We start from the raw sequence: 13,725 nt of genomic DNA, 5'->3' as shown, positions 1-13,725 counted from the left end.
CACGTGGCGGCATCGAGGTTGGGCATGGCCTCGTCCGCAAAGGAAGACTGCCTGTACTGCGACGGCCCTGGGCAGGGCAGCGTGCTGGGCGAGCTGTTCGAGTGGGAAGTCCGCATCGGCGACGGTGACGAGCTGGGCCCTTGCGGGTCGAGCCCGTTCCAGGCCACCTCCATGGACGAGCTGCGCACGGCGATGCGGGGCATGCCTGACGGTGCTTGCGTGCGGGGGCGCATCGTGCACAGCGTCTGCGACTTCGGTGCGGCCCCCGACGACCGCTCCGGCCGCGAGATCTTCCGCGCTTCCCTCGACCCGGCGGGCATGGTGCGGTTCGAGCGGGTGGCCGAATGAACGCGCCGACATTGATCACGATTGATCCGCGCCATTCGGCCGAACTTCTCCGGCAAGCGCCGGCGGGGAAAGGGATCGCCGCCGACGTTCACGACGGCTACGGGCTCGCGCTCGTATCGGTCTGGGTCGGTCTGGTGGTGTGGTGCGATGGCCGGCACTTCTGGTGGCGAACGGGATGGAATGCCACGCGTCGGCGCGTCATCTATGCCTGGCATCCGGCGATTGATCCGGTCCGGGCCGCTCACCGTATCTCCATGCAGTATGCAGACCTGCGGGCCGCGCATTCGGGCAAGGGGCCGCTGGCTGATTTCGTGCGTGAGGTCGAGCCATGAGCGATACGGCCTTCTGGGGGTGCGGGGTGGAGAGCGTCCGGCGAGACTCCGTGCTGGTGCAGCATGCGGTACGGACGCACGGTACGACGGCGTGGTGCGGGGCGTCAGTCCAGCCGGTGATGATCGGCAATTGGCATCTGCCCTTCGTCCCGACCGGCTCGGCCTCCTGCCAGGAATGCACCGAGCGGTGGGAGCAGGCCGCCAAGACGTCACGGAAGACTGCCGTGAAAGGGCCCTGACAGGCCATGTCTTAGCCAGTACTGTACTTGTGCGGACGAGCGCAAGAGTGAACGGACGGCCAAGATGAGCATGGACTTCGCCCCGCCGAAATATGCCCAGGTCATGCGGGCGATTCAGGAGCGGATCGAGTCGGGCGAGTACGCCCCTGGCGACATGCTGCCGTCCGAGACGCAGTTGGTGCGCGAACTCGGCGTGGGCCGTACCACGGTGGTGCGGGCTCTCCAGACCTTGGCCATGCAGGGCTGGATCGAGCGAGAGCATGGGCGCGGCTCGTTCGTGAAGGGCCGTCCCGACAGCGGGGCCGAGCGCGTCCGGCCGAGTCTGAGCACGACGGAGCAGGGCGAGAGCGCTGGCAGCCTGATGGAGGTGGCGCGCGTTGCGGCTCCTCGGCACGTGGCCCGGCTTCTCGGCGTGGCCGAGCGGACGCCGGTGATCGTGCGTAGGCGAGTGGCCCGGCAGGGTGAGGTCCCGTCCGCGGTGGAGACCGTGTGGATTCCACTGGAGATCGCGGTGGGCACCGACCTGGACAAGCCCGAGCCGCTGCGCAACGGCATCCGCCGGCATCTCCAGGCGGTCAAGCACCTGCGGTTCGATCACATCACGGAGCGGCTGTCGGCCCGTAAGCCCACCAAGGAGGAAGCCAAACTGCTCGGCTCGTCCAACCCGGTGCTCGGCGTGCTGGCGTCCGTGCACGACCCCTCGGGAGCCGTGCTGCTGGCCATGAGCCTGGCACTGCCCGGTAACCTGCACGAACTTGAGGATGTCTACAAGGTCGGGTGAGCCTTGCCGTCCTACTCCGGCTTTGCCCGTGTAGGCCGAGAGCCGAACCGGATGCTCTACTTCGGGTGGCCTGAATCTCCTTGTAATCCGCTGGGCCGGCGAGCCAGAGGATCATCCTCGACGGTCAGTGTTTACTGGTACGAGAGATCGGCCGGATCTTCAGTGATCTTCACCTGCTGAGGGGTGTTGCGGGGGAAGGCCCAGACACGCCCTGCGGTACTGGTGGCCGTCACGGTGGTCGCATCTAAGGCGACCTCGGCGAACGGATTGGCCTCGCTGGAGACCGCGATCCATTCCAAGGTGCCTTCGTCATCGTCTCGTGTTAGGGCGACCCAGCCGATACTGCCGTGGGCAGCTGATTCTCCCGCCAAGGCGCGGCCATCGGCGTAGGTGCACGAGGCGAGCACACAGTCGACGTCTATCCAATCGTTGGCTGTCCACGCGGTGGCTCGTAGGAGCTCCACCCACTGCCATTTCTCGGCCCGTAGGCCGTGGAGTTGGCCTGGTTGGGAGAAGCGCATGAGGCGCATCACTGACAGAGAACCATCGGCGAACACGATGAAGTCCCCGTCAGGCGCCTCCCGGGCACGCCATCGGCGATGTACCTCGTGGGCGGCAGCTGTCATGTCCGCGGTATCCATGCCCGACATCCTGACATTGGGCAGCATCAGCGCGGAGCGGACGCGACAACGGGAGACGTGAGTCTGGCGCTGCCCGGCAGCCTGTACGAGCTTGAGGGTGTCTTCAAGGTTAGCTAAGTCTTACCCCTCACCTTCGTCATAACCACTTGTGCGGACGAGTGGCCGGACATACTCTCAACTCATGCGGACAAGTGGACGAGCGAATAAGCGCTGTTCCCGCTGACGAGAGGAATCACATGGCAATCCAGGGCCCCATCCCGATCGGCTTCGACCAGGTCTTCCCGCACGGCTGCTACATCGTGGGCCAGGTCGAGCAGGTCAAGGACTTCGACGCCTCGACCAACGGCAGGACCGTCTACGCCAAGGACAAGACGACCGGAGAACTGGTCTGGCAGGTCCCGGTCATGGACGGCGACCCGACCGTCAAGGCGTCGCAGAAGACGGTAGCGGTCAAGATCCTGTCCGCGACCGAGCCCACCGCGCCGCCCGCTGCGGCCGGTCTCCCGATCACTCCCGTGGAGTTCGTCGGGATGACCGTCACGCCGTACGTCGGCCAGACCGGGCGACTGGCCTACTCCATCCGCGCGACGGGGATGCGCCCGCCGCGTACCAAGCAGACCCCGGTCAGCAAGAAGGCGGCGGCGTGAGCCTCGGCCCGTACACCTACGTCACGCTCTCGATAGCTCACCCGCAGAGTCCGCGCCTGAACGTCTCCTTCCACACCAGCGACCTGCGGGTCCGTTCCAGCGTGATCGACGAGCGCCGCCCGTACCTGGCATTCACCACATCGGAGGCGGACGTCTCGGTCTCCACCACGGGCGGCGGGCCGGTCACCGACGCCGACCTGACCTTGGCTCGCGAGATCTACAACGCAGCCGCTCACTACCTGGCCGACTGCGAGCGCCTGCACGGCCAGCAGTCGATCACCGGCAAGGCCACCGAGCAGACGGCGGCCTGACAGACAAGGCGGGGCCGCTGGAAGCGGCAACTTCCGGCGGCCCCTCGGTTCTCCCTGATCTCACTCACGAGAGGTTTCAAGCATATGTTCAAGCGGCTGCCTGGCGATGAGACACGCAACCTCGTCACCACCACGCCCGACACGGCCGTCGTCTTCCGCCCGGCCGTCATCCGGACCCCCGCCATCCTGACCCTGATCATCTTCGCCTGGCGTCTCCTCGCCGGTCTCGTTCGGCTCCTGTGGCGCCATCCCGTCGCCATGCTCGCGACGCTCGCCCCCGGCGTCCTCACGCTGCTGTACGGCTGGCAGACCGCGATCCTGCTCACCACACCGGTTCCGGCAGGGCTGGCGGCTTGGGCCCTGACCAACTGGAACATCTTCGTCCGCCTGATCGGCCGGCGGCTGCTGGCCTGGTGGCGGCTCGTCTGGGTCTACCGGCGGCACTGGCAACCCGTCATGATCGTCTCCGGCCTCGGCAGGCATCTCTGGGGCCGCGACTACCTGCCACGCCTCGGCAAGGTCACCTGCACGGCGTGGGCCGACCTGATCACCGTTCAGATGCTCAAGGGGCAGTCGGTCAAGGACTGGTCCGATCGGCTCGACCACCTCGCCCAGGGATTCGGCTCCGCGTCGTGCCGGGTGGCGCTGTCTCGGGGCGGTCGCCTCACCCTGACCTTCCCGCGTCATGACCCGCTGGCCGAACGCATCCCGGCACTCCCCGTTCCTGGCACGCCAACCGCGGGGCCGGTCGAGATCGGCAAGCAGGAGGACGGGCGGCCGTGGCTGCTCAAGGTGCACGGCACTCACGTCCTGGTCGCGGGCGCCACCGGGGCGGGCAAGGGCTCGATCATCTGGTCCACGATCCGCGCCCTGCTCCCCGCCGTCCGGGCGGGCCTGGTCGAGATCTGGGCGCTGGACCCCAAGCTGATGGAGCTGTCCTACGGACGCGCCCTGTTCGGCGAACGGTACGCGGCCACTCCCGAGGACTGTGCCGACCTGCTCGACCAGGCCGTGACCGTCATGCAGGAGCGCGCGGCCCGCTTCGCCGGCGTCCAGCGCTCCCACACCCCGACCGTGGAAGACCCCTTCGTCCTGATCGTGGTCGACGAAGTGGCGTTCCTGACCGCCTACCAGTCCGACAGAGAACTGAGACGCCGGATCTCCGCAGCCCTGGCCACCCTCACCACACAAGGCCGCGCGGTGGGCCTGGGCGTCCTGGCCGCCCTCCAAGACCCGCGCAAAGAGGTCATGAACATCCGCAACCTGTTCCCCGACAAGATCGCACTCCGGCTGGACGAGTCGGAACAGGTGGACATGGTCCTCGGCGACGGCGCACGAGACCGGGGTGCCCTGGCCGACCACATCTCACCCGTCCCCGAACTGGGTGCAGGCGTCGGATACGTCCGGCTGGAGGCCAGCCCCGACCCGATCCGCGTCCGCGCCGCCTACGTCTCCGACACTGACATCCGACAGATGGCCGACGCCTTTGCCGCCGGAGGGGACGCCTGATGAAGGTCTGCTTCCACGGCACCGCCGAAGAGATCGAGCTCGTGGCAGGCCGTTCGGTCCTGGTCATGCTCACCGTTCGTGACCTTCCCCGCGTGCGGGCCTTCGAGGTCTTCCACACCCACATCAGCCGCCACCCCTACCAGGGCCTTTACCGGCTGTGCGCCGACCTGACCGAGACGGAGGGCAGCGACCATGCGTGACCTCGCCTACCTCCTCGACGGGCTGCGCTGCTCGGTCTGCCTGGGCGGCAACACGCTCTGGCTGGACCTGGCGGCTGGCCTGGTCGAGTGCCGCGAGTGCGGCCAAGGCGCCCTCATCGACCCCGACCACGACGAGGAGGAGCTATGACCTACGACCGCGCGCTGCCCCGCGCCGAACGGCTGGCCATGCCCCTGGCCCGCGACGTGGCCGAAGAGGTCGCCAAGGAGTACGGCGTGTGCATCCGGCCCGTCCCGCTCAAGCGGCTCGACACCCACACCGGTAGGTGGGAGATCGTCGATGTCCCGTGCGGTGCCACCCTGGAGGCCAAGTGCCCGCCGTGCGCCAAGCGCAACCGGCAGCTCCGCATGGCCCAGTGCCGGGAAGGCTGGCACCTGGAGGCCGAACCGACCATCACACCGGACGAGCCGAACGACGAACAGCGCTGGCTGGTGGAGTTCCGCGCCGACCTCCAAGCCCAACGCGACCAGACCGACCAGGCAGGCCAGGACACCACTGACCTGGACGAACTGATCACCGGCCTGGATGAGGAGATCAACGCGGCGGGTATGCGCGGCAACGTCCTCGGCCGCACTTGCCCCAAGCGCAACCGCTCGACCCGGCGACGTCAGGACGCCCCCGACCTGCCCAAGCGCAAGATGGCGGCAACGACGCTCGGGCGGACTTTCACCAGCTCGGACGGCAAGGTCTACCGGCCGTCGCTGTTCGTGACCCTCACCCTCCCCTCCTACGGCAAGGTGCGTGATGGCGTCCCCATGGATCCGGAGACCTACGACTACACGCGAGCTGCCCGTGACGCGCTGCACTTCTCCAAGCTGGTCGATCGCTTCGTGCAGAACCTGCGCCGCGTCGCGGGCTATGACGTGCAGTACTTCGCGGCCGTGGAACCTCAGAAGCGGCTCGCGCCGCACCTGCACATGGCCATCAGGGGCACCCTTCCGCGAGCGGAGATCAAGCAGATAGCCGCCGCCACCTACCACCAGGTGTGGTGGCCGCCGGCTAATCGGGTGATCTTCGACGGTGACCGTCTACCTGCCTGGGAGGACGGGACGGGCTACTTCGACCCGGCAACCGGCGAGGTGCTCCCCACCTGGGATCAGGCACTCGACCAGCTCGACACCGACGAGGCGGCCGAACCCCTGCACGTGATCCGCTTCGGCGTCCAGGTGGACGTGCAAGGCATGCTCGCCGGTACCCCGGACGCCGACCAGTGCATCCGCTACTTGTCCAAGTACCTCACCAAGTCGATCAGCGACAGCCTCGACCCCGACGACCAGGCCCAGCGCGACCACGCCGCACGGATGACTGAGGCGCTGCGCTTCGAGCCCTGCTCGCCGACCTGCCCGAACTGGCTGCGCTACGGCGTCCAGCCCAAGAACCCCAAGCCGGGCATGACTCCCGGCCAGTGCCGGGGCAAGGCTCACAAGCCCGACCACCTCGGCTACGCCGGACGGCGCGTCCTGGTCTCCCGCAAGTGGTCCAACAAGACCCTCGCCGAACACAAGCAGGATCGCCGCACCTGGGTCCTGGAAGCCCTCGGCCAACAAGACGAGCCGACCCACCCGCACCGCTACGTCTGGAAGCCCGTACCGGCCAGTGACGAGAACGTGGCTCCGCTGGCCATACGCCTTCTTCGGACTGTCGCTGAACGGCAACGCTGGCGCGCCCACATGGCGCGACTTCAAGCCCAAGCAGACGGCCAAGATCATTCGGCAATCCGAGAGGAGGCAGCGTAGATGGAGCCCTTGTTCTACCGACCTAAGGACGCGGCCGTGCTGCTCGGGGCCGGACCGCAGTCTTCCGGTTGATCAAAACCGGCGAACTCAAGTCCATCAAAGACGACGGCTACCGCCTCGTTCCTCGTTGGGCGCTGATCGAGTTCGCTCAGGCTCTGGAACTGAAAGCAGGTCTCGTGCGAGAGGAGGAGGCGGCGTGATGGCGAAGAAGCCGAACGGGCGCCCCTCCATCTACCTCGGCCAGGATGGCTACTGGCACGGCTGGGTCACCATCGGCATCAAGCCCGACGGCTCACCTGATCGTCGTCACCGGATGGCCAAGACGGAGGTCGAGGTAACTCGCAAGGTAGCTGAATTGGAGGGCAACCGCGAGTCCGGGCAGGTCACCAAGCCGGGCCGTGTGCCCACCGTCGCCGAGTGGATGACCGAGTACCTCGACGTGATCTGTGAACGCCTCGTCGCTTCGGGCAAGATGGCTCCGCGCACGCTGGTCGACTACCGCTCCAAGACGCGCCACTGGATAATCCCGCTCCTCGGCCGACACAGGCTGAACCGGCTCGCCCCAGAGCACCTCGACACGGCGTACACGACGATGCTCGACAAGGGCCTGTCCACAAGTACGGTCCTCAAGGTGCACCGCATTCTCTCCCGTGCCCTCAAGGTGGCCGTCCGCCGCGACAAGGTCACGCGGAATGTGGCCACTCTCGTGGAGGCGCCCACAGCCGCGGAAGCCGAAATCGAGCCGCTGACACGCGAGGAGGCTCGCTGCATCCTCGACGTAGCCAAGACCAAGAGGAACGCCGTCCGCTGGTCGGTGGCGCTGGCGCTCGGCATCCGCCAGGGCGAGGCCCTTGGGCTCCGTTGGTCGTACATCGACATGGACACGGGCGAGATCCGAGCCTGGTTTCAGGTGCAGCGCCAGGAATGGCGGCACGGCTGCGACGACCCGCACACCTGCGGCGAGAAGTGGCACCGCCCGCCGTGCCACAAGAGATGCAAGATCCACGGACACCGGCCGACGTGCAAGCCGGGCTGCGCCAAGCCGGGCCACCTCTGCTACAAGCGGCCCTGCCTCAAGGACTGCACCGGCCACGCGGACAAGTGCCTCAAGCGCACCGGCGGTGGCCTGGTCTTTCGACACCGCAAGGGCAAGAGCAAGCTCACCCTCCAGTGCCCGTCGGCGCTCCTGGCCCTGCTACGAACCCACAAGAAGCTCCAGGCCGCCGAACGGCTCAAGGCTGGGGATAAGTGGACCGATCACGATCTGGTCTTCACAACGCAGCTCGGCGGCCCGATCGAGCGCACGGAGGACTGGAAGCAGTGGAAGTCCATCCTCAAGCAAGCCGGCGTACGGGACGCCCGAGTCCACGATGCCAGGCACACCGCAGCAACCCTGCTCATCGAACAGGGCGTCCACATCCGAGTCGTACAGGAGATCCTCGGCCACACCCGTGTGACCACCACAGAGCGCTATACACACGTGGCCACGCTCCAGATGAAGGACGCCAGCAACCGCATGGACCAGGCCCTCTGGGGCACGCCCTGACGGGCAACTGCAACCCAAACTGCAACCCTGACGCCCACAGAGATCAAAAAGGCCCTCTCCCCAAAACTGGGGAGAGGGCCTCTCACCTGCGGAGGATCGGGGATTTGAACCCCGGATGGGCGGTAAACCCAAACCGCATTAGCAGTGCGGCGCCATAGACCTGACTAGGCGAATCCTCCTGGAAGCCTTCGCGGCTCAGGACAGCGTACCGGCCTTCTGGCGAGGCGGCAAAGTGATTGATCCCCGTCCTTCGCCAAGAGTTATCAACAGCCTGTGGGTAACTGCCTGTGGATGAAGCCCGCCCAGAGCGTGGACGGGCTTCGAGGCTGTGGATAACCAGGTTACGCGGCCGGGTTGGCCTCGCCCTCGATCTCAATCTTTACCTTCTTGCCCACCAGGACGCCGCCGGTCTCCAGGGCCTGGTTCCAGGTCAGGCCGAACTCCTCGCGGTCGAACTCCGTGGTGATCGAGAAGCCCCAGACCGGAGCGCCCCACGGGTTGGTGCCGGCGCCGCCGTACTCGACCGTGAGCTCGACCTCCTTGGTGACGTCACGGACCGTCAGGTCGCCGACGACGGTGAACTCGTCGCCGGAGTGGCCGACCACGCGGGTGCTCCTGAAGGTGATCGTCGGGAACTTCTCCGTGGCCAGGAAGTCGTCGCTGCGCAGGTGGCCGTCGCGGTCGGCGACCCCGGTGTCGATGCTGTCGGCCTGGATCGTGAGCTCGGCGGTCGACTCGAGCGGGTTCTCGGCGATCGTGACCGAGCCGCTAAAGGAGCCGAAGTGGCCACGGACCTTGCTGACCATCATGTGCTTGACCATGAAACCGATGCGGGTGTGAGCCACGTCCAGGTTGTAGGTGCCGACAGCGGGGATGGTCAGGGACTCCCAGGTGCGGGTGGTGGTCATCGGGGTTCTCCTCGATTGGGGTTCGTTGCTGTGCGGATGTCTGCGGCAACAAATTTCTACACGAGGAATATTCCGCGCGTCAACTATCGTCAGTTACGCTATGAGGGTGATGAACTTTGACGACCACCGGCTGACGGCCGTTGGGCTTCTGACGGAGGTGCATGGGGGCCTGTTGGCCAGACTCCAGCCGGTGCTCAGCGGCGCGGGGTTGTCGGAGATCGATTTCGAGACCGTCCTCCGGCTGGGCCGCTCCCCGGGGCAGCGGCTGCGGATGACCGACCTGGCCGCGCAGACCGAGCTGTCGACGAGTGGGGTGACCAGGGTCGTCGACCGGCTGGAGCGGGAAGGGCTGGTGACCCGGCAGGCGTGCGCCAGCGACCGCAGGGCCTCCTACGCCGTACTCACCGAGGCCGGGCGGGCGCGGCTGGAGGCCGTGCTGCCACAGCACGTGCAGGACATCGACGACTGGTTCACCGGGCTGCTGGGGGCGGAGGAGCTGGAGGCGTTCCTGGCTACGCTGCGGAAGATCAGGGACGTGGTACGGCCCTGCGCCACCGCAGGCGCGAGTGGGGCAGCTGGGGCGCAGGCCGCCGCAGCATGCGCGGAGATGGCCGCAGTGCAGGCGGAAGAAGCCGCGGCCCCAGCGGGGGGTACGGCGGCGGGGTCGTAGGTCAAAGCTGCAGGGTCAACGCGGAGGTCATGAGCCGGGCCCGTGGGGCGGGAGGCCCAGCGCCTTCCTGAGCTTGGCCATCGCGCGCGACACCGTGCTCTTGACCGTACCCACACTGATCCCCAATGTCTTGGCGATCTCCGGTTCGGTCATGTCCTCGTAATACCGCAGCACGATCGCCGCCCGCATCCGCTCCGGCAGCTCCTCCAGGGCCTGTTCCAGCTGCTCGTGAACGTCCCCGTGCGGCTCCTCGGAGGTGCAACACACCTCGGGTAGATCGTCCGAGGGGTACTCCTCCAGCCTGCGCCGCCGCCACTGCGAGATGTTGATGTTCACCATGGCCCGCCGCACGTACCCGTCGAGCGCCCCCCGGTCCTCGATGCGGTCCCAGGCCAGGTACGTCTTGGTCAGCGCGTTCTGCAGCAGATCCTCCGCGTCCAGCGGGTGTCCGGTGAGCTGGTTGGCCGCGCGCAGCAGAGCAGGACCGCGCGCCCTCACGTACTCGCGGAACTCGTCTTCCCAACCGGTGGTCTGCATCGTGGCCAGAATCGCAGCCGGATGCTCTATTGAGCCTGAACCAGAATTCAGGTTTCGGCCCGCCGACGATAAAGGTAGGTCAAGGTCGGTGGCGGTTTGTTCGACGCCGGGTGTCATCTCACTTCCCCGGGGATGCGTATTTTGATCCCGTCTGCGCCGCTACGGTGTGACCTACGCCCAAGTCGTGTGAATCTAGTACCGACGAGGGAGGGGCCGATGGGGTATCCGAGCGTTGAGCGCCGCCGGGTGCTCGCCGCGGCCGCGCTCGGTCGCGAATCCGGCGTTCCCGGTCCTGACCCGGACAATGGGGAGCCTTTACGCGCCGTCGCCGGCGAGATCAAGGACGTCAGCCCGCATCTGATCATCATCGAGACGCCCGACGGCGCCGAGGAGCGGCTCGTGATCGCCCCCTGGGCCACCGCCTGGCACGGCAAGGACGCCGCGCCCTCCGACCTCCCCGCGGGTTCCATGGTCGTCATGCGCACGCGCGACGGACGCGTGGTGGAGCGCATCTGGGCGGACACCACCCGCATCACCGGGACGATCCTGTCGATCAGCGGGCGCCGGGACCTGACGGTCGAGCTCGACTGCGGCCCGCACCGGGGCCACCGTACGATCGTCATCCCCTACCGGGCGTCGGGGCGGCTGCAGGTGCGGCATCCCAAGTTCGAGCCCGGTTACCTGTTCGACGCGATCGGGATCAGGCAGGACGGGACGAGCCTGGCCATGTTGCCCGCGACCTCACAGCCCCCTTATCCGGCCCGCGCGGTGCCCACCCCGCCGCCCGCGTACGCCGGCCTGCAGTCCCGCATCTCGGGCCCCGCCACCTGGTCGGACACGTTCGACGAGGAAGAGCGCGGCGCCGCGTACCCGATGCTGGAGCGCTCCGACACCGGCTGCCCCGACGCCGGGGTGTCGTGCACCGGGCTGCCGTACCTCGCCGTAGGGTCGCTGCTCCAGGTCAGGAACCTGTGCTCGCAGCGGAGCACCAACATCCCCGTGGTGGCGTGCGGATGCGTGGCGGGACGCTTCTGCGACCGCTGCGTCGAGTGCGACACCTCGCCGCGCGGGCGGATCGTGGAGCTGTCGCCGTTCTCCTACGTGGAGCTCGGCGGCGACCTGGTCAAAGGCTGTTTCAACGCTCAGATCGGATTGGGGTGACGGGCACGTGCTCGAATCGCAGCTGCCGCTTCTGATCGCGCTGCTCCTCTTGGGCATGGTGGCCAAGTTGATCACCGTGCGCACGGGAGGCGAACCCGGCTCGCTGTCCAGGCTGGGGCCCGCGGTCCTGGTGCCGGGGCGTCGGATGCAGGCCGTCGCGCTGCTGGTCTGCGCGGCGGGTGAGCTGTTCCTGGCGGTGGGACTGCTGGTCACGACGCATCCGTTCTTCCGGTGGGGTACGGTCGCCTTCTTCGCCCTGTCCACGTACGTGCTGCTGGAGCTGCGCAGACGCCGGCCGGACGCGGGCTGCGGCTGCTTCGGCGAGGTGAGCTCGGCGCCGGTCGGACTGCGTTCGCTCGGCCGGACGGTCGCGCTGACCGGGATGGCCGGGTTGTCGGTGTGGGCGCCGGTGCCGGGGTGGGCGGCCGTGATCCACCCGTCGTGGCTGACGGCCGCGGGCGTGGCCGTGCTCGCGCTGCTCTCCCCGGAGATCGAGGAGCTGATCGACCGCGTACGGTTCCGCGCCCCCTGCGAGCAGCGCCGCGGCCCCGCCGAGTCGGTCACGCTGGCCAGGCTCAGGTCGAGCGGCACCTGGCGGGCCCACGCGGGCGAGCTGACCTCGGCCGAGCCGTACGACAGCTGGCGCGAGCTGTGCTGGCGCTTCTACGCCTTCCACAACCACGACGCGGACGACGTCGTCTTCGCCGTCTACCTCAGCGGCCGGCGCCCGCCGGTGCGGATGGCCGTGGTCAGCGCGGCGGACAGCGGGCCTCTGCCGGAATATACGCCAGTATCGGCCTGACGCTAGAGAGCGTTAGATTCCGCTCGACAGGCATGGCGATACAGCTCTATTGGGCTGTCTAGCTTCCCCACTAGACAGCCCAATAGAGGTCTAGGGGCGCCGCTCAGACCGGCTGAGCGCGCAGGAACTTCCCGAAGTGCGGCACCGTGAACGCGATCAGGCCGCGCTCGGCGCTGTAGATGAGCCCTTTCTTGATGAGGCTGTCACGGGCGGGTGAGAGGCTGGACGGCTTTCGCCCGAGGGCGTCGGCCACCTCCGCGGTGGCGACCGGCTCGTCGCCGATCTGCGCCATGGCGTGCATGTAGTCGCGCTCGGCCGGGGTGGCCCGCTCGTAGCGGCTGCCGAAGAACCCGACCGCGAGCTCCTCCTCGGCCTCCGGCGCCGAGACCTTGACGTCGTCGATGGTGATCGGGCTGCGCGGCGCCAGGTCCCAGGCGACCTTGCCGTACGCCTGCACGAAGTAGGGATAGCCGTCGGCCGCCTCGTAGAGGGCGTCGAGGGCCTCCTGGGTGAACTCCACCTCTTCCTCCCGCGCCGGCAGGATCAGCGCGAGATCGGCCGCCTCGCGGTCGAGCTTGTCGATGCGCGCGTAGCGGAAGAGCCGTTCGGAATAGCTCTTGCTGGCCGACAGCACGCTCGGCAGGTGCGGCAGCCCGGCCCCCACCACGATCAGCGGCCCGCCCGTCTGGGACAGCTCGTGGCAGGCGGCGCAGAGCGCGGAGACGTCGGCGGCCGGGACGTCCTGCATCTCGTCGATGAAGAGCGCGATGCCCACGGCCAGGTCGGTGGCCACGCTCGCGGCGTCGACGAACAGCTCGGTGAGGTCGATCTCCAGGTCGCCGGAGTCGGCGCGCCCGCGGCTGGCGGGCACCTCGATGCCGGGCGACCAGTGAGAGGTGCCCTTGGCCGCCGCCGGATCGCGCATGGCGAACGCCTTGAGCACGCCGAGGAACTCCTCGATGCGCTCGGGGGCGCGGTGGCGCGGGGCCAGCTCCCGGATGGCCATGTGCAGCGCGGCCGCCACGGGGCGCCGGATCGACTGGTCGGGCCGGGCCTCGATCTTGCCCGTGCCCCACAGCCGCTGCATGGCCATGGACTTGAACGTGTTGAGCAGGACGGTCTTACCGACGCCTCGCAGGCCGGTGACGACCATGCTGCGCTCGGGACGGCCGCGGGCCACTCGCTCCAGCACGACCTCGAACTGCTGCAGCTCTCGGTCGCGCCCGGCGAGCTCCGGCGGACGCTGCCCGGCGCCGGGAGCGTAGGGGTTTCGCACAGGGTCCACGCTCTCGGACTTTATTGCCGGATATAGCGGCCGTCTTAGATTTGGGAAGAAAG

At 67.9% G+C, this 13,725-nt stretch carries 18 protein-coding genes and 1 tRNA gene; 14 read left to right on the top strand and 5 right to left on the bottom strand.

Going from position 1 to position 13,725, the window contains the following annotated elements:
* The first annotated feature begins 24 nt into the window (after nucleotides 1–24).
* The 3 genes from H4W80_RS36770 (at nucleotide 25) to H4W80_RS36760 (ending at nucleotide 1,700) form a co-directional block, all read left to right on the top strand.
* A complete protein-coding gene (locus H4W80_RS36770) occupies nucleotides 25–348 on the top strand; it encodes a hypothetical protein (protein ID WP_192789264.1) in 324 nt (107 codons plus the stop codon).
* The gene (locus H4W80_RS36765; RefSeq protein WP_192789263.1) at nucleotides 345–680 is read left to right on the top strand and encodes a hypothetical protein; all 336 of its coding nucleotides are present in this window, start codon (nucleotides 345–347) and stop codon (nucleotides 678–680) included. Before H4W80_RS36770 ends, H4W80_RS36765 begins: the two co-directional genes overlap by 4 nt.
* Nucleotides 681–983: 303 nt before the next feature.
* On the top strand, nucleotides 984–1,700 hold the full coding sequence (locus H4W80_RS36760; RefSeq protein WP_192789262.1) for a GntR family transcriptional regulator: 717 nt from the start codon (nucleotides 984–986) through the stop codon (nucleotides 1,698–1,700).
* A gap of 131 nt (nucleotides 1,701–1,831) precedes the next feature.
* On the opposite strand, the gene H4W80_RS36755 is transcribed toward H4W80_RS36760, so the two are convergent.
* Entirely contained in the window at nucleotides 1,832–2,341 is a 510-nt protein-coding gene (locus H4W80_RS36755; protein ID WP_192789261.1) for a hypothetical protein, read from the bottom strand.
* A gap of 236 nt (nucleotides 2,342–2,577) precedes the next feature.
* Here H4W80_RS36755 and H4W80_RS36750 point away from each other — a divergent pair, with 236 nt between their 5' ends.
* From H4W80_RS36750 to H4W80_RS36720, 8 genes are all read left to right on the top strand, one after another.
* A complete protein-coding gene (locus tag H4W80_RS36750) occupies nucleotides 2,578–2,988 on the top strand; it encodes a plasmid replication, integration and excision activator (RefSeq protein ID WP_192789260.1) in 411 nt (136 codons plus the stop codon).
* On the top strand, nucleotides 2,985–3,299 hold the full coding sequence (locus H4W80_RS36745; RefSeq protein ID WP_192789259.1) for a hypothetical protein: 315 nt from the start codon (nucleotides 2,985–2,987) through the stop codon (nucleotides 3,297–3,299). Before H4W80_RS36750 ends, H4W80_RS36745 begins: the two co-directional genes overlap by 4 nt.
* 84 nt (nucleotides 3,300–3,383) lie before the next feature.
* Complete coding sequence (locus tag H4W80_RS36740) at nucleotides 3,384–4,808, top strand: FtsK/SpoIIIE domain-containing protein (protein WP_192789258.1); 1,425 nt, start codon at nucleotides 3,384–3,386, stop codon at nucleotides 4,806–4,808.
* On the top strand, nucleotides 4,808–5,008 hold the full coding sequence (locus H4W80_RS36735; RefSeq protein ID WP_192789257.1) for a hypothetical protein: 201 nt from the start codon (nucleotides 4,808–4,810) through the stop codon (nucleotides 5,006–5,008). The genes H4W80_RS36740 and H4W80_RS36735 overlap by 1 nt, the downstream gene beginning before the upstream one ends.
* Nucleotides 5,001–5,156 (top strand): hypothetical protein, encoded by a 156-nt coding sequence (locus H4W80_RS36730; protein WP_192789256.1) that lies wholly within the window; start codon nucleotides 5,001–5,003, stop codon nucleotides 5,154–5,156. The genes H4W80_RS36735 and H4W80_RS36730 overlap by 8 nt, the downstream gene beginning before the upstream one ends.
* Nucleotides 5,153–6,763 (top strand): replication initiator, encoded by a 1,611-nt coding sequence (locus H4W80_RS36725; RefSeq protein ID WP_192789255.1) that lies wholly within the window; start codon nucleotides 5,153–5,155, stop codon nucleotides 6,761–6,763. The genes H4W80_RS36730 and H4W80_RS36725 overlap by 4 nt, the downstream gene beginning before the upstream one ends.
* A 68-nt stretch (nucleotides 6,764–6,831) precedes the next feature.
* Nucleotides 6,832–6,963 (top strand): hypothetical protein, encoded by a 132-nt coding sequence (locus H4W80_RS63000; protein ID WP_264086020.1) that lies wholly within the window; start codon nucleotides 6,832–6,834, stop codon nucleotides 6,961–6,963.
* On the top strand, nucleotides 6,963–8,309 hold the full coding sequence (locus H4W80_RS36720; protein WP_225965656.1) for a tyrosine-type recombinase/integrase: 1,347 nt from the start codon (nucleotides 6,963–6,965) through the stop codon (nucleotides 8,307–8,309). Before H4W80_RS63000 ends, H4W80_RS36720 begins: the two co-directional genes overlap by 1 nt.
* Nucleotides 8,310–8,398: 89 nt before the next feature.
* On the opposite strand, the gene H4W80_RS36715 is transcribed toward H4W80_RS36720, so the two are convergent.
* Together H4W80_RS36715 and H4W80_RS36710 are read right to left on the bottom strand one after the other, a co-directional pair.
* Nucleotides 8,399–8,488 (bottom strand) — tRNA-Ser (locus H4W80_RS36715).
* A gap of 162 nt (nucleotides 8,489–8,650) precedes the next feature.
* Nucleotides 8,651–9,217, bottom strand: a complete 567-nt coding sequence (locus tag H4W80_RS36710; protein WP_192789254.1) for a YceI family protein — start codon at nucleotides 9,215–9,217, stop codon at nucleotides 8,651–8,653.
* A gap of 172 nt (nucleotides 9,218–9,389) precedes the next feature.
* Here H4W80_RS36710 and H4W80_RS36705 point away from each other — a divergent pair, with 172 nt between their 5' ends.
* Complete coding sequence (locus H4W80_RS36705) at nucleotides 9,390–9,887, top strand: MarR family winged helix-turn-helix transcriptional regulator (protein WP_225963859.1); 498 nt, start codon at nucleotides 9,390–9,392, stop codon at nucleotides 9,885–9,887.
* A 27-nt stretch (nucleotides 9,888–9,914) separates the two neighbouring features.
* On the opposite strand, the gene H4W80_RS36700 is transcribed toward H4W80_RS36705, so the two are convergent.
* Nucleotides 9,915–10,424, bottom strand: coding sequence for a SigE family RNA polymerase sigma factor (locus H4W80_RS36700; RefSeq protein ID WP_192789252.1), 510 nt, complete (start codon nucleotides 10,422–10,424; stop codon nucleotides 9,915–9,917).
* 216 nt (nucleotides 10,425–10,640) lie between these two features.
* Between H4W80_RS36700 and H4W80_RS36695 the strand changes: the two genes are divergently transcribed.
* The gene (locus tag H4W80_RS36695; protein WP_192789251.1) at nucleotides 10,641–11,585 is read left to right on the top strand and encodes a hypothetical protein; all 945 of its coding nucleotides are present in this window, start codon (nucleotides 10,641–10,643) and stop codon (nucleotides 11,583–11,585) included.
* A gap of 7 nt (nucleotides 11,586–11,592) precedes the next feature.
* Entirely contained in the window at nucleotides 11,593–12,387 is a 795-nt protein-coding gene (locus tag H4W80_RS36690; RefSeq protein WP_318787234.1) for a MauE/DoxX family redox-associated membrane protein, read from the top strand.
* 103 nt (nucleotides 12,388–12,490) lie between these two features.
* On the opposite strand, the gene H4W80_RS36685 is transcribed toward H4W80_RS36690, so the two are convergent.
* Nucleotides 12,491–13,672 (bottom strand): AAA family ATPase, encoded by a 1,182-nt coding sequence (locus H4W80_RS36685; protein ID WP_192789250.1) that lies wholly within the window; start codon nucleotides 13,670–13,672, stop codon nucleotides 12,491–12,493.
* Nucleotides 13,673–13,725: the final 53 nt, after the last annotated feature.

It is taken from the genome of Nonomuraea angiospora (assembly GCF_014873145.1).
GTDB lineage: Bacteria > Actinomycetota > Actinomycetes > Streptosporangiales > Streptosporangiaceae > Nonomuraea > Nonomuraea angiospora.
This window is presented reverse-complemented; position numbering and strand designations above follow the sequence as displayed.